Source organism: Pseudarthrobacter sp. NCCP-2145, assembly GCF_023708005.1.
Classification (GTDB): Bacteria; Actinomycetota; Actinomycetes; order Actinomycetales; family Micrococcaceae; genus Arthrobacter; species Arthrobacter oxydans.
This window is the reverse complement of sequence record NZ_BRCG01000005.1, coordinates 113,659-128,040: the sequence shown is the minus strand read 5'-3', so window position 1 is coordinate 128,040 and position 14,382 is coordinate 113,659. Positions and strand designations below refer to the sequence as shown.

12 protein-coding genes and 2 riboswitches are annotated in these 14,382 nt (G+C 64.1%); of the genes, 4 read left to right on the top strand and 8 right to left on the bottom strand.

Annotated elements, in window-relative coordinates; all coding sequences use genetic code 11:
* Positions 1-296: 296 nt before the first annotated feature.
* Positions 297-1,817: an alkaline phosphatase gene (locus tag NFU08_RS06100; RefSeq protein WP_251421405.1), complete on the bottom strand. Its 1,521-nt coding sequence runs from the start codon at positions 1,815-1,817 to the stop codon at positions 297-299.
* A 554-nt stretch (positions 1,818-2,371) separates the two neighbouring features.
* Positions 2,372-2,569, top strand: a riboswitch (cyclic di-AMP (ydaO/yuaA leader).
* 3 nt (positions 2,570-2,572) lie between these two features.
* On the opposite strand from NFU08_RS06100, the gene NFU08_RS06095 reads away from it, so the two are divergent.
* On the top strand, positions 2,573-3,349 hold the full coding sequence (locus NFU08_RS06095; RefSeq protein WP_251421402.1) for an NlpC/P60 family protein: 777 nt from the start codon (positions 2,573-2,575) through the stop codon (positions 3,347-3,349).
* A 138-nt stretch (positions 3,350-3,487) separates the two neighbouring features.
* On the opposite strand, the gene NFU08_RS06090 is transcribed toward NFU08_RS06095, so the two are convergent.
* Positions 3,488-5,776: a DUF3488 and transglutaminase-like domain-containing protein gene (locus tag NFU08_RS06090; RefSeq protein WP_251421616.1), complete on the bottom strand. Its 2,289-nt coding sequence runs from the start codon at positions 5,774-5,776 to the stop codon at positions 3,488-3,490.
* 518 nt (positions 5,777-6,294) lie between these two features.
* Between NFU08_RS06090 and NFU08_RS06085 the strand changes: the two genes are divergently transcribed.
* Entirely contained in the window at positions 6,295-6,762 is a 468-nt protein-coding gene (locus tag NFU08_RS06085) for a hypothetical protein (protein WP_251421399.1), read from the top strand.
* Positions 6,763-6,860: 98 nt separating this feature from the next.
* Here NFU08_RS06085 and NFU08_RS06080 read toward each other — a convergent pair whose 3' ends face one another.
* The 6 genes from NFU08_RS06080 to NFU08_RS06055 all read right to left on the bottom strand — a co-directional run bounded on the left by NFU08_RS06080 (position 6,861) and on the right by NFU08_RS06055 (position 12,376).
* Positions 6,861-7,484: a copper resistance CopC family protein gene (locus tag NFU08_RS06080; RefSeq protein ID WP_251421396.1), complete on the bottom strand. Its 624-nt coding sequence runs from the start codon at positions 7,482-7,484 to the stop codon at positions 6,861-6,863.
* Between the two features lie 80 nt (positions 7,485-7,564).
* Entirely contained in the window at positions 7,565-8,170 is a 606-nt protein-coding gene (locus NFU08_RS06075; RefSeq protein WP_251421393.1) for a hypothetical protein, read from the bottom strand.
* A 75-nt stretch (positions 8,171-8,245) separates the two neighbouring features.
* Positions 8,246-8,935: a thioredoxin domain-containing protein gene (locus tag NFU08_RS06070; RefSeq protein ID WP_251421390.1), complete on the bottom strand. Its 690-nt coding sequence runs from the start codon at positions 8,933-8,935 to the stop codon at positions 8,246-8,248.
* A complete protein-coding gene (locus tag NFU08_RS06065; RefSeq protein WP_251421387.1) occupies positions 8,935-9,855 on the bottom strand; it encodes a cation diffusion facilitator family transporter in 921 nt (306 codons plus the stop codon). The genes NFU08_RS06070 and NFU08_RS06065 overlap by 1 nt, the downstream gene beginning before the upstream one ends.
* Positions 9,852-10,229 carry a helix-turn-helix transcriptional regulator gene (locus NFU08_RS06060; protein WP_251421384.1) on the bottom strand — a complete coding sequence of 126 codons (378 nt, stop codon included), beginning with the start codon at positions 10,227-10,229 and terminating at the stop codon, positions 9,852-9,854. Before NFU08_RS06060 ends, NFU08_RS06065 begins: the two co-directional genes overlap by 4 nt.
* A gap of 53 nt (positions 10,230-10,282) precedes the next feature.
* Positions 10,283-12,376 carry a cytochrome c oxidase assembly protein gene (locus NFU08_RS06055; protein WP_251421381.1) on the bottom strand — a complete coding sequence of 698 codons (2,094 nt, stop codon included), beginning with the start codon at positions 12,374-12,376 and terminating at the stop codon, positions 10,283-10,285.
* Positions 12,377-12,588: 212 nt separating this feature from the next.
* Between NFU08_RS06055 and NFU08_RS06050 the strand changes: the two genes are divergently transcribed.
* Both NFU08_RS06050 and NFU08_RS06045 read left to right on the top strand, forming a co-directional pair.
* On the top strand, positions 12,589-13,008 hold the full coding sequence (locus NFU08_RS06050) for a helix-turn-helix transcriptional regulator (protein ID WP_397425288.1): 420 nt from the start codon (positions 12,589-12,591) through the stop codon (positions 13,006-13,008).
* A gap of 42 nt (positions 13,009-13,050) precedes the next feature.
* Entirely contained in the window at positions 13,051-14,022 is a 972-nt protein-coding gene (locus NFU08_RS06045) for a cytochrome c oxidase assembly protein (RefSeq protein WP_251421378.1), read from the top strand.
* A gap of 178 nt (positions 14,023-14,200) precedes the next feature.
* Positions 14,201-14,382, top strand: a riboswitch (cyclic di-AMP (ydaO/yuaA leader).

Genomic DNA, 14,382 nt, shown 5'->3' with positions numbered 1-14,382 from the left:
CAAAATCTGCTAGGGAAGATTCACGGGGAAGTTATGCGGGTTTCCGCACCCGCATTTCGAGAGGTACACAGCCGGCACCCAGCCAGTGGCGAAGGGTGAAGAACAAGCGCGCGCAGTAGGCTGCCGGGCTCAGCTGCCCTGGCACCGACCGGTTGCCGCAGTTTGTTCCGGACCTTAACGGGGTCCCCCGGGTGGTGTGCCTGCATCACTTGGCCGATCGGTTTGCAGGCCGCCGGGAGTCCCGTCGAGTTTGACCCGGGCCGTGGCAGTTTTGCAGTTCTGATTTTTCGCCAGGGTCAGCGCAGGACGCCCAGGGCGTTACCTACGATGTCGAACAGGTCGGTGTTGTCCACGCTGCCGTGCAGTTGCTCGGAGCCTGGGCCGTAGGCGTACACGGGCACGTCGGCGCCGGCGTGGTTGCCCGAGGCGTAGGTCAGCCAGAGACTGGCTTCCTTGGAGCCGTCCTTGACGTGGGGCGGGTCGCTCGGGGTCCGGAAGGTGGCGGGGCCGAAGTTTTTCGGGTCCGTTGCGCCGGTTCCGTTGGTGATCCCGGTTGAGCGGTCCGTGTCCTTGGAGTTTCCGTCGGACCGGGTGGGGGTGGAGTTATTGGCGGGGTTGCCGGAGTCGACGTTGACGGGGGGTCCGGCTGCTTCGGCATTGGTGAAGGTGCCCTTTTCGATGATGTTGAAACCCCCGGTTTCGTGGTCTGCGGTGACGATGACCAGGGTGTTGCCGTCCTTCTTGGCGAAGTCCAGGGCTGCGGCGACGGCGTCGTCGAAAGCTTTGACTTCCTCCAGGGTCTGGGCCGCGTCGTTGTCGTGGGAGCGTTTGTCGATCAAGGCACCTTCAACCTGCAGGTAAAAACCCTTGCCGCTGGTTTTCCGGTCAAGAAGCTCGATGGCTTTCTTTGTCATCTCCGACAGGGATGGCTCCTTCGCCTCGGGATCTTCGGGGTTGTCCTGCTTGGCTTTTTCGACGGTCAGGTTTCCCGTGTTGAACAAGCCAAAGACCTTCTCCTGTGCGGCCGCGTTCAGGGCTGTCCGGGTGGCAGGGATTTGGTTGGAGACTGAACCCAGGATTGCGTAGCCCTGCTCCTTCAGCGCGGTTTCATTCGAGGCATCGAAGCGGCCCAGGCCGCCACCGAGAATGACGTCCGTGGTGCCGTTGCGGGCAATCTGGTCTGCGACGGGGGTCACCCGCACATCACTGGCAGGCAACGGTTTGCCGGTGATCTCGGTGTCCTGGCACGCGTCGGCGGAGTAGTCGGGTCCCTGGCAGCCACGGGACAGGACGTGGCTCACCTGCCCGGCCGGCGACGCGTCGGTAACTTCGGCGGTGGAGACATTGCCGGTGCGGTAGCCGGCCTGCTTGGCCAACTCCATGATCGTCGGCACCACGGCCCCCTTGGCGTCCACCCCGAGGGCAGCGTTATAGGTTTTAATCCCGGAGGCCCAGGCCGTGGTTGCGGCGGCGGAATCGGTAACCAGTTCCGGATTAAAGTCGGCCTGGCCCGGCTGGCCGGACTTTTTCTGCACAGCGTAGGTGCTGACGGAGCCGTGAACAGGGAGGGTTTCCATCACCAGCCTGCCCTCGGCCCCGTAGAAACGCTCCCTGCCCGCCGTGACTTGGGTTCGGCCCATGCCGTCACCAAGCAGGTAGATAACATTCTCGGCTGTGGCAGGTGCTGACTTCGTGGCGTTAAACACCGCGTACCAGATCATCCCGGTTGCCACGGCTGCTCCCAGGACGACCCAAATGATCCTGCGTATCTTCCGTTCAGAGTCGGCGGGCGTGACGGCGGCCGGAGCTTGTGTCATCGGCGGTGCTTTCCTGTTCAGCGGCGGGGGCGTATGTCGGCTTCAGGGGCGGCGGTGTTTGTAGGGCTGGCCCTAGACGGTACCGCAGCCGCAGCGCCACCCATGGGTTTCTCGAAGCAATGGAATTGGATCCATTCAGAAAGGATACGGCTCGTGTTCCAGGACATCGAGTAAGTGCAGGACAACTCAGCCTTAATCCGGTTGGGCCGGCCCTGCCTTACTAAGCGGTGAGGCCCACCAGCGGGGTCTGTTCCAGAGGCAGCCCTTAAACAAGAGCCTCCTCGCAAGTGCCCGACGGAAAATGCAATTCGTCTTCGTCTTCTGTTTTCTAAGAGCGTGTTTCAGACTCCCGAAATGACTACGTGGCCGACCGGACAGGAATACGGGCACAGGGCAGTACATGGAGGCGGCAGCGCAATTGTTCATCCCTGGTCCTTAGTGCCGTCCTTTATGCATCCAATAAGAGGATCTGCGGCTCTGCGTTATGCAAATGTGACAACGTCGTGGGTTTTCGAGTAGGGTCAGACGCGTGCCGGTCTCAGAATGCGGCACTCCTGAGCAGATTGCCTAACTCTGCCGCTGCCTCGGGATCCGTTCGCATCATTCGTCCGGCAGAGACGGGGAAACCAATTGTGGCCTGCTTCGGGCAGGCCTTGGGGTGAAGCCGCGACTCCTGCCTTGTGCTGGAACTGCGGCCGGGTGTCTCCCATCCGAATCCGACAGCTAACCCCGCAGGCAGTGGGAGAGGCCCTTTCATGTCCATTCGCCGTGCTCACGGCCGCCACCGCGCGGTCCCCGTCCACACCAGCGCCCTTGCAGTCCTGACCAAGTCCGTCACCGACAACGCCGGCGGTGTGGGCCGCCAGGCGGCCGTCATCGCAGCAGCTTCCGGACTCGTTCTTACCAGTGGCGTTGCAGCCCAGGCAGCAGATGCCCCGACCCAGCGCGAGGCAGAGCCGGCCTCGACCCTGGAGGTTGCCAGCCAGGTCCAGGCGCCGCTCAGCGCAGACTCGACAGTCCAGATTTCCTACGAGCGCCCCGCCGTAAAGACGACGCCCGCTCCTGTCATCGAAGCGCCAACGCCTGTCGCCGTTCAGGCACCCAAGGCGGCCGTGCCCGCCGCGACTGCCGTCGCGAACGCCGCAGCGCCGGCCAAGGCCCAAGTCACCGTCACCCCCGCCCCTGCTGCCGCGCCGGCAGCCGCCCCGGCAGGCGGAGTCAACGCCACCATGGTCTCCTCGGCCTACGCCCAGATCGGCATGATCCAGGACTGCACACGACTGGTCGAGAACGCTCTTAACGCTGCCGGCATCCCTGTCGGAGACCTCGGTCCGATGCAGTTCATGAACTACGGCACTGTAGTCTCCGATCCGCAGCCCGGTGACATGGTCATGCAGCCCGGCCACGTAGGAATCTACGTCGGCAACGGCCAGGTTCTCAGCTCCGGCCTGAACGGCAAGAACGAAACCGCCGTTCACCCGCTGACGTGGATGACGTCAAAGGGTGCTGTCACCTTCGTACGCGCAGGCTAATAAATTTCTGAAGGCCGGCGATTCGGTGCCTTGGGGGCGGCGAATCACCGGCCTTCAGTATCTCTTGAGCAGCATGGGCCTCTGAACGCCGGTTTTTAAACTACCGGCCTGTTCGCAAGGACCAGACCGGCCGCTCGGTCACAGTTTGGGTACGGCCTGCCGCGACTGCTTCTTGTCGGCGTGCAACTGGCCCTCATGGAGCGATCTCGGCAGGAGCCTGGCTTCCAGACGTGCGGGAAGAGTATTGGAATCTCGTAATGCCCTTTTAACTTCCTGAACGTCGGCCCATGTTGGAGCCCCGGGGCCGGGTTTCGCGTTTGCAGCAGCGGAGTAGACCTGGAGTTCGTAAGCGTGACGGAGCCTGGTCAGTGATTCGATGGCCGGGCCGTTGAACCGGGCTTGATACATCAGCCGGCTGGTGAAATTCCGCGGTGTTTCCGCGGGGCTCGGACGGTAACCATGATCAACGGCGCTTTCGGTCGTCTCGGCCCAGGCGATGCTGGCTGCTTGTCCCGGACTTGACCTGAGAAATCGGCGCTTTCGTCCACCGGATCTGACGATGCGGACCAGAAATGGTGCGGAGGCCAGAAGTAGCAGGGCCAAAACCGCGCCCGTGAAAACGCTGCGATCCATACCGGAAGGGGCGGACGTGCCCGGCGTGCCGACGCCTGGAGGTCCTGGGGCAGGAGTCGGGGATATCCCGATGTCCGGCACGGGCAAGCCTTCGGATCTGAAGTCGTCCTCTACCGCGAGCCCTTGAGGAGTTGCCGGTTGCTGCGCATAGCCGGGGACGACTCCGCGGGAAGGAGTCGGTTCGAATCTAACCCAGCCGGCACCGCGGAAGTACAGCTCTGGCCAGGCATGGGCGTCCTTGGAATCAACGGCGAATTCGGGCAGCTCTTCCCCGCCGACCATAACGGTGTTCCCGGTTGGGTCCCCTGGGGCGTAACCGACGGCGACGCGGCTCGGGATCCCGGCCAGCCGTGCCATGACAGCCATGGTTCCGGCGAAGTGGACGCAGTAGCCGGCTTTTACTTCAAGGAACCGTCCAATGACTTCAAGGCCGGTGCCATCGTAGTTTCCTTCGACGGGTGCCTGCAGGGAGTAGGTGAAGTCGCCACCCCGCAGGTAATTTTGGATGGCCATTGCTTTGTTGTAGGGCTTGATCAGGTCCTCGGTGAGGTATTGTGCGGTTTCCCTGACGATGGGTGGAAGCTCCCCGGGCAGGGAGCTGAACCCGGCATCGACCTCATCTTCCCTGACAGGGCCCATGCCGGCCAGTGACTCACTCGTTAACTCCGGTGTTGAACTGATCACCTGATAGCTTTGCCAGGCTGCTGTCTCCCCCTTGGCCGACAGCACAGTCAGGTTTCGCGGGTCCCATGTCCACCTGCCATCAAGTCCAGAGATGCTCACCGGGGCATAGGGTGCCAGCAACCAGGGACTCGTAAAACTTCGGGTATCGATCCGGGTGGTGATCACACTCCCGCTACGGACCGGAAGGCCGGCTCTCTTTCCCATCTCCCTGATGCCGGACCGGCGCGAATCCAGGCGTGGGTCCGGCTGCCATCGTTTGCCCGAAAAGTCCTCCAGTGTCGCAAGCCGCAGATACAGTGGTTCATCGGCAGTGGTGGCATACGTGATTCGACCAAAACCGTCAGGCTCCCTGAGCGAGTTTCCCAGCGTTATGCTTGGGTCGAGCCCGGACGCGGCGCCCCACCACTGCAACCGGGCTCCCTGGGGAAACGTTCCTGCGTTGAAGCCCGGGATGACGGTTGGCAGAAAAAGAGTCAGGCTAAGCGCGGCCGCCCCGAGAGACACAGCACGAGCGAGGTAGCCGGCAGTTGAGTGCGCTGCCCGGCTGTGTACATCAAAGCTTTCCCGCCACTGCCCCGAGCCAAGGAGGAAGATGTAGCCGGCGGCCGCTGCAGTAAACGCGGGAACACCCACGCTTTCGGGAATGATGACTGCGGGGATGGAAAGGACAGCCAGCAGGGGCAGGCCACTGGTCGCCGGCATCCTGCAGGTGATGGCCAGGGTATCAACGAGCACTGCCGTCAGACCGATGGTCGCGCAGGTAATCAAAAGGATTCCATCACCAGGGACCACCGGTGCCAACTCGGATGACACGGTAAGTTCGGCGTTTTCGAGCAGAAAAGCCAACCGGTCTCCAGCCTCGGGCCTCGGAATGATGCCCAGAGTGCTTTGCTCACGGAAAAATTGCCAGATCAACGCCCCCGCAAGGGCCACAAGACCCGCACCCATGATGAGGGCAGGGGGCCAACGGAGGCTCCGCGCCCCTGCCGTCGCCCCCAACACGGCCACGGCAGTAGACACTACGTTTGGAAGCCAGCTCCAGCCATCAAGGACTCCATGGATGCTGAGCGATACAAGGACCACTGCCGCCACAGCTGCTACCGACACCATCAAGTGCCGCTGACCGCCAGCGGTCTGTGCGCGCTGCTCCGGTGAGCGCCACTGCTCTCGTGGATCGGGCGCCAGGAGCGACCGGCGTCTTATCGTCGTGGCGGTTTCCATCGAGATGACGTTCTGGCCCGTTACAGAACTAAGGAAACAGATGGATCAGAACCGTCAACGAGATACTCCTCAGCGCACATCGTCTCTTGTGCCCGGAGAAGGTGCTTTTGCCCGTAACAGATCTCCTGCCCGCGGAGCCCCTGATTAGTTGGCGTCATGGATACCTTCCTCACACTGCCAAAGGAAGAGCCCGGGACCCGGGGCCGGACGCCTCGCAGGAATAACAGCTCAAACGCGTTACTCCGGTGAAAAGTTCCGTTCCCCCGTAGATTCGCCCCGGCCAGGTTCGATCCAGCTGATGCTGTAACGTCAGGGGGGCCAAACATTTGCCGCGCCATCGTGCGGCGCCGGGCAGCCCCTGCGCCGGCCAAGCCCCATTTTTTAAGAGGAAGTCCATGGATACGACCATGCCAGATAAGACGACAAGCGACGGGGCACGGCCCGACGGGGACCAGGGAGGCACGGCCGGAATGCCCCTGGGCGCCAAGCGGCTGGTACTCCTGGGCGGATTAGGCGTTCCCGTCGGATTGATTGCCGGGCCGTACCTGCTCGGCCTGCAGCTCCTGGCAGTCGCCGGGGTAGTGGCGATAGCCGTCGCCTTGTCCTATCGGCACGGAACGGCGTGGTTTTCCCGGTGGTCATGGCTGACAGCTTGTGCGGGCGTAGCGTGGACAGGAGCCACCATCGCGTACTGGCTGACCATTGTTGCGGCCGCCGATGCGTCCGCACCTGCACCGCCGGTGTCCTCCGTATTGTTCTACGTTGGCTTCGCCGCATTCGGGCTAATGGCCGGGGCCGTTGCGGCTGCTGCGGTCTCCAGGTACCGGGACCGCAGGCGTTCAACGAAAGCCGGACAGCAGCCGCAAAAGCACTAAGACCACGCCCTAAAAAGAGATGCCGGCCCCGGTCGCACCCTTCGTGTCAGGTGGCCGGGCACGGCAGCTACGGTTCCAGAAAATCCCTCAGGGGTCAGTTACCCGTTACCGGTCTGCTCCCGGCGGCGCCGGGCGAGGTAAAGGATGCCCCCCAAGATGGCGATGATGACTGCGCCGATCCCTACGACGAGGGGACCATTGCTGTCATCCGGGCGCGGAGCCTTCGGAACGGTGTTTGCCGCCGCGCTCTGAGTCGGCGATGGTGCAGCCGAGGGCGGCACCGACTCTGTTGTCGAGGCTGGCGGTGCAGCCGGCGTTACTGCTGCGGGGTCCTGGACCGTGAAAGAGTAGTTTCCCTCGATGGGGTGACCGTCGGAGGAAACCGTCCGCCACAGCACCGTGTAGGGTCCGTTGCTTCCGGGGGCGACTCTGGTCGAGATCGTCGGGCCGGTCACTGTGACCTTGCCGTCGCTGAGCGTCTTTCCGGTTGAATCGGTCACGGTGATCACGCTCAGGTTCAGGCTCTCTGAATCCGTGGGCGGTTCTGACAAGGTGAGGGTCACCGTGTCAGGGGCGGCTGTCACTGTCGCGTCCCTGTCCGGGGACGTGGACTGGAGAGCGTCGTGGGCCTGCGCCGGGCCGGCGCCGATCACAGCAAGCAGCAGCGCCCCGGCGAGAGCCAGGCCCGCCCGGGAGCGTGCGTTCTTTTTTCGTACTGTCATGGGTTCATTCGATTCTGTTCGTATCCGGTCACCGCACTGCATACCGCAGGCGGGTTGCCCCGCCGTCACCGGCGAGGCGCTTAAGAGCAGCCGAATCCCGGCGGTGGCCCACGGACAACGGTTTGAACGGGAACCTTGGCGCAAAGAGGAACAGGACGCTGGGTACGCGGCGGCTGGCGGAAGCCCGGGGGAATAATGACAGGATCGATGGGTCCGTTGAGGGGACGCAGCCACGCCGCAAGCGCCCAGAGGGCGTCCTCGCCGCGGGCAAGGAGGAGTGCTGTGGCCAGCGTTGCAATGACGTGTGCGAACGTCATTGGTGAACCGGCGTCGGCCATCAGATGCCGATGGGACGTTGCGCTTTCCAGCATCAATGGGCCGGTGGCCGCCAGTCCCAGCCCATGATGTGAAGGCTCAGAGCCGGGCACGGCGCTGGCGGACAGCGTTGAGAAGGCCAGGTGCAGGCTCAGCTGGGACCCGCCAAGGTAGGCCGCAAGGAGGGGCGCTGTCATTTTCAGCCCCGCGAGCAGGACTGCGGAGAGTCCTACGACCGCGGCAAGCGCCATCATGATTGACGGCCCTGGAAGTTCGCCCCCGGCGCCCAGGTGTGCCGCGGCGGCGAGCGTGAGCACGGTCAGGGCCAGAACCCCTGCGCGGGGCAGGCGCAAAGGCGCGTGAACGACCACGTGCCAGCTCCTTCCGGGCGTTGTTCTGCTACATCATGTAGAACGATAGCGGTTCTGCAAGCAGCCATGTGCCGTCTATTTGACGGCGTCGTCGAGTTTCTGCCGGAATTCCGCTTCGGTGTTGAGGGTCAGCTTTTCACCGTTCAGGAAAAAGGTAGGGGTGCCGGTGACGCCGAGGGCTTTTCCGTCGGCGATGTCTTTGCGGATCCGTTCCTTGGTCTCTTCGGCGGCCATGGCAGCGTCGTACTTCTCCATGTCCAGGCCGAGCTTTTCGGCGAAGGTCCTGAACAGGGCGTTTTGGAAGTCCTGCTTCTCGCCCCACTGCGGCTGGGTCTCAAACATCTTGGCGGCCATCTGTTCGTACTTGCCCTGCTGCGCCGCGGCTTCCACTGCCAGGGCGGCCTGGCCGGAGTTCTTGTGCGAGGGCAGGGGGAAGTAGCGGTTCACGAAGGTGATCCGGTCCCCGTATTCCTTCTTCAGTTCCTCCACCAGCGGCGCGGCGGCGCCGCAGGCCTCGCACTCGAAGTCCAGGAACTCCACGAGCTGGGCTTTCTCGGTCGCGGGGGTGGTGAGGCGATGGCTGTCCTCCCTGACGACCTGGGCGTCCGCGACGGGCTGCAGGGCGGCCGGTTCGGGTTTGTTGAAGGTGAATACCGCGTACCAGATCAGGCCGGCGCCGACGGCGGCGGCCAGGAGGATCCAGAGGACGATGCGGACCTTCCGTGCCGGGTCGGTGGGCTTGGTGGTGGGTGTTGTTTTTGTCATCAGTGGGGGATGCTTTCCTGGTCGCGGTGGGCGGCGGGTTCGATTTGAAAAGTTGAGTGTTCGACGCTGACTTCAAAGTGTTCTGCGACGCAGCGCTGCAGGTCCGCCAGGATCTCCGCGGCGTGGCCGTCCATCATGCAGCCGTCTTCGACCGTGACGTGCGCGGAGAGGACCGGGGTGCCGGAGGCGACGAGGGAGGCGTGCAGGTCATGGACGTCGATGACGTGCGGCAGGGCGAGGATGTGTTCACGGACCTCTGCCAGGTCAAGGCCTGCCGGGGCGTTCTCCATCAGCACGTTCAGGGTTTCGCTGAGGAGCTTCAGTGTCCGGGGGATGATCAGGGCACCGATCAGCAGCGATACAACGGCGTCGGCCTGCACCCAGCCGGTGACGGCGATGATGATCGCGGCGACGATGACGGCGACGGATCCGAGGGCGTCGTTGAGGACTTCGAGGAACGCGGCGCGCATGTTGAAGTTGTGTTTCCGGCCCGAGGCGAGCACGATCAGGCCGATGGCGTTGCCGGCCAGGCCGATGATGCCGAACCAGAGCATCGTGGAGCCCCCGACTTCGGGAGGTTCGAAGAGCCGGCGGATGCCTTCGATGATGACGAATCCGCCCACGCCCAGGAGCAGGGCCGCCTGCCCGGCAGCGGCGACGATTTCTGCCCTCTTGTAGCCCCAGGTCCGCTTCATGGTGGCGGGCTTGAGTGCCAGCGACGCGGCGATCAGGGCTATGAGCAGGCCAGTGGAATCGGTGAACATGTGTCCGGCGTCGGCCAGCAGGGCAAGGCTGCCGGTCAGGAAGGAGCCGATGATCTCGGCGATCATCACGGTAAAGGTGATAGTGAAGACGATGATTAGTTTTCCGCGCTGAGCCGCCCCGTCGCCGGTGCCGTGGGCGTGGTCGTGCCCGCTCACGGATGGATCTCCTGGTTTACGGCCCCGGGCCGGGAGTATGCGGTTGTCTCTTGGGCGCAGTCAGGGTCGGCGCACTGGCAGATGGGGCCGACCGTGAGGATGGTACCGAGCAGGTCATCCAAGGCGTGGGCAAGGCGGGGATCAGAAAGTTCGTACCGGACGCGCCGCCCCACGGGCTCGGCCAGGACCAGCCCGCAGTCGCGCAGGCAGGCTAGGTGGTTGGAAAGAATTTGGCGGCTCACACCAATCCCTTCGGCCAGATCGGAGGGAAACGCCGGGCCGTTTCGCAGCGTGAGCAGGACAGCTGCCCGGGTCGGGTCTGCGAGGGCTTTGCCGAACCGGGCCAGGACCTCAGTGCTTGAGAGGATACGCATACGGGCAATCGTACAGATAAGGGTGGATTCAGAGAAGCCTGAATTGACGCGGTTCACTGGCCGTCCCGCTGCCGGTCTATCCTGCTGTCGCGTTCCTGCAGCTGGGCGAGCATGTCGTTGTATGCGTCGAGGTCTGCGTCGTTGTTCCGGAGGGCCGCGCGGTCGGTTCGCCGCATTTCCCTGGCGTCGGAGCGGGACCACATGATGGCGACGCCGATGGCGATGAGCAGGGTGGGGACCTCGCCGATGCCCCAGGTGATTGCTCCGCCCATCTGCTGGTCGGCCAGGGCCGGCGGTCCCCAGTCCCGGCCCAGGCCGGTGAACCAGTCCGGCTGCAGGAGAGTTGGTGAGCCCATGAGCGTCACCCCGAAGAAGGCATGGAAGGCCATGGTTGCCAGCAGCAGCAGGAGCCGCAGCGGATAGGGGGCGCGGCGGGGTACCGGGTCGGTCCCGATCATCGAGAGGATGAACAGGTAGCCGGTGATCAGGAAGTGGGCGGTCATTAGCTCGTGTCCGGCGTGTTCGCGCAGGGCGAACCCGAAGGCGTCCGAGTAGTAGAACAGGACGATGGAGCCGGCGAAGTTGGCCGCAACGAACAAGGGGTGGGTCAGGACCGCGGCGGGCCGGGAATGGACCAGGACCATGATCCATTCCCTGGGGCCGCGGGAGCCGTCCCGCCGTGGAGCCAGGGTGCGCAGGGCGAGGGTGACCGGAGCACCGAGGACCAGGAAGACGGGGACGACCATGGTCAGGGCCATGTGGTCGACCATGTGGGCACTGAAAAGTATGCGGCCGTAGACCGATGGGCCGCCGGAGGTGAAAAAGACCAGCGCCGCAAGCCCGGTGAGCCAGAGCACCGTCCGGATCCAGGGCCAGTTGTCCCCTCGCCGGCGCAGGCGATGCGCGCCCAAAAGGTAGAGGACGGCAGCGGTGGCGGCCACGGCAATCCACAGCCAGTCCGGCCGCCAGACGGTAAACCAGCGTTCGGGGGTCAGCTCCGGCGGCAGGGGGTATCCGGTGAGCACTTCTGCCGGGGTGAGGGCGGCGCGGATTTCCTCCCCACCGGGGGGAGGCGTTCGGCCCAATGCCGCCGCGAGGCCGCTGACGGCGCCCATGATCAGCAGTTCGGCGACGATGAACCGCCACAGCACCCTGCCTGCACCCGGCCCGTCTTTCCGGGTCAGGGCGGGGATGAGGCGGGTACGGTGCAGATATCCGATGATGCCCAGGATGATGACGGCGGCGGTTTTAGCCATCACCAGGACGCCATAGGGGGAGGTCAGTCCTTCCGGCAGCGGCATCCGGATTGAGGCGTTGATGACGCCCGAGGCGGAGACCAGGATGAAGGCGAACAAGGCCAGGGAGGAGAACCGGCGAAGGACCGCGGCTGTGTCCTTGCCCAGGGCTGTTCCGGCGGCGGCGAGGGCGATCAGTCCGCCGAACCAGAGGCACACCCCGACCAGGTGAAGGCCCAGGGAATTGGTGGCCTGTTCGTGGTCGGTGCCGCTGGAGGCATGGCCGATAAGGATGACGGGCACCAGTCCTGCGATCGCCAGCAGCGCGGCCGCGGCCAGGGGCCCGGGAGAACGGGCGCCGAACACCACTGTTGCCACCACCGCTGCGATGATCACGACCGACAGCCAGGCGCTTCCACTGGGCAGTTCTGTCATATAGGCGACAAGGCCCGCGGAAAATTCGGGGCTGCCGGAGACCGGGACGCCGGCGATGTCGGCGAAGCCCAGGACCAGGACCGCCAGCGCCGAGAAGGTCCAGATGATGCTGGTGGCCGAAACCAGGACCATGATCCGGGTAAAGGCGGGGTGCTCAGCGCCTGTTGTCGGGCCCTGCTCGTCATGGCGTGTCCTTGACGCCCGGCCTGAGCTTCTCAGGGTGGGCGGGATAATGAAAGCGGCAAAGACGAGTCCGCCGATCGTTGCCGCCGCCGCGAGGTTGTGCACCGTCTGTGCCAGGCCGTATCCCCACTGGACCAGCGCCCCGGGGTCCCGGGTCTCGGCCGGAAGAGTTCCCCTGCCGTAGGCGGTCGCGGCCAGAACCACCACCAGGGCGATTGCGCAGGCGGCTGCCAGCCAGACCGGCCGGGGTGAGACAGCGGGCCTCTCCTGTGAAGTGGAGACTTTGAGCGCCACAATACGTCCTAACCTGGTCCTGGCCCCTACGGAAGGGTGGGGATGGAGCGCGAAACGAAGCACAGCGCGCGACACCAGATTATCTGTAGAGTTGTTCACACGTTAAACGTGCGTGTCAAGGCGTGCACTCCCCCGGCGCCGCGGGCCTCCTGCACTTGCCGCACGTAACCGGGGGAACTCGAAGCTTTAGCGCGTAAAGGTAGCCTAGATGGATGATGCAGATTCCCCCCCGGGTCCCCGCCGGGCCGGAGTGTTCGGTCCGGCTCGTCGACGCAGAAAAAGTCGGCGCGGTCAGATCCAGGATGCCAGGAGATTCGGACGTAACCGACTTGGCGGTGATTTTCGGGCTGCTCTCGGACCCTGGCCGGGTCAGAATCCTGATCGCCCTTCTCGAAGGAGAAATGTGCGTCTGCGACCTGGCAGCAACTACCGGGCTGAGCGAGTCCGGCGTCTCCCACGCCCTGCGCCTGCTGCGCGGGCCGCGGGTTGTTCAGGTGCGCCGCTCGGGCAGGATGGCCTACTACTCTCTGGCGGATTCGCACGTCCGCATGCTCCTCGATCTCGGCTTGACGCACGTTGGGCATACAGGCAAGGACCGGTTGCGCATGGTCGAAGGCGGCCAGGCACCCTGACAGGGGCGGGCCTGCCCGCACAGTGCGACAGCCGGTGCTGCCATGTCTGAGCCCGAGATCACCGGTCCGGTCTGGCTTCCGTCGCTGCCGCCCTCGCTTCCTGAATACCTGGCGCCGAACCTGCAGCCGGTACCGCTGATCCCTGCCCTGACGTTGCTGGCCGCGGCGCTTTACCTGGCAGGGGCGATCCGTCTGTGGCGGCAGGGCCGGGGCTGGTCCGTGGTGCGGACCTGTTCCTTCCTGGTCGGCTGCCTGGCCATCATCGTGGTCATGGGAGCCGGCATCGAAGGGTACGGACTGCGGATGTTCTCCATCTTTATGTTCCAGCAACTGACCCTGATGATGGCCGTTCCGCCGCTGCTGGTCATCGGATCACCAGGAACACTGCTGTTGCGGGCAACACCCCACGGCAGGCTGGGCCGCCGCGTCCTCCAAGCCGCGCTATGGGGCCTGCGTTCCCGATGGGGACGCGTTGCTATTCACCCGGCCTTCATGGTCCCGCTGTTCCTGCTCAGCTTTTACGGCGTGTACTTCTCCGGTCTGGCGGACCTGCTGCTGCCAAACTGGTACGGCCACGTCGGCCTGGAACTGCTGTTCCTGATCTCCGGGATCCTCTTCACCGTGCCGTTGATTTCCGCTGACCCGCTGCCGAGCCGCCAAACCCACTTCGGACGGATGATCGATATCTTCGCGGAGATGCCGTTGCACGCGTTCTTCGGGGTGGTCATCATGATGGCCACCACTCCCATGGTTAAATTCTTCGCCGCGCCGCCTGCGAGCTGGAACATCAACCCCATGACGGACCAGGGCGTAGCCGGCGGATTGGCATGGTCCTACGGGGAATTACCCGGAGTGCTTCTGCTGATGTTCATCCTGGTCCGCTGGCAGCGTGAGGAAGCCAGATCCAACGCCAGAATTGAGCGGGCCGAGCTCACCGGAGGAACCCCGGAGCTGGACGCCTACAACAGCTACCTGCAGCAGCTGGCAGACAGACCTGAACCCCGTCGCCGATAAAGGGCCCGGTCAACTTGACCCGCGGGCCTGGTCATATGAAGATATCTGCAGATGAATTTTACGAAGCGTAGAACTGCGCCTTCCTTGCTGCTGTTATCAGATTGTGATAATTAGGTTTTCTTAGGTAACGTTAGTTCAGGCTTTCCTGTATTGAGCCCTCGACGCCGCACGCTCAGCCCCGCCGGCGGTGTCAGATCCGAACATGAACGGCGGGGGCGGAGGACCCACAAACGGCAGCTTGCTGCCTTGGGGTGAAGACGCACACTGTGCCGGGCCACGAGGGCCGGCTCCACGGGGCGTCCGGGCTTTCTCCTTGGCCCGAACCCGACAGCTAACTTCGCAGGCGACCCGAAAGGATTC